The sequence below is a fragment of the Natronogracilivirga saccharolytica genome, assembly GCF_017921895.1.
GTDB classification, from domain to species: domain Bacteria; phylum Bacteroidota; class Rhodothermia; order Balneolales; family Natronogracilivirgulaceae; genus Natronogracilivirga; species Natronogracilivirga saccharolytica.
In genome coordinates this window covers 1-330 of record NZ_JAFIDN010000045.1, presented here as the reverse complement: position 1 = coordinate 330, position 330 = coordinate 1, and the positions used below count along the sequence as shown (strand labels likewise).

Genomic DNA, 330 nt, shown 5'->3' with positions numbered 1-330 from the left:
TGGTACCTGCAATCCTGGAGGGACTACCGGGGTATCTAATCCTGTTCGATACCCGCACTTTCGAGCTTCAGCGTCAGTTGCGCTCCAGTGAGCTGCCTTCGCAATCGGAGTTCTTCGTGATATCTAAGCATTTCACCGCTACACCACGAATTCCGCCCACTTTGTGCGTACTCAAGGAAACCAGTTCGCGCTGCAGTGCAGAGGTTGAGCCTCTACATTTCACAACACGCTTAATCTCCGGCCTACGCTCCCTTTAAACCCAATAAATCCGGATAACGCCCGGACCTTCCGTATTACCGCGGCTGCTGCCACCCACTCTAAGGTAAGGTG

At 53.3% G+C, this 330-nt stretch carries 1 rRNA gene; it reads right to left on the bottom strand.

Annotated elements, in window-relative coordinates:
* A 16S ribosomal RNA gene (locus NATSA_RS15350) occupies window positions 1-330 on the bottom strand; the annotation flags it as partial.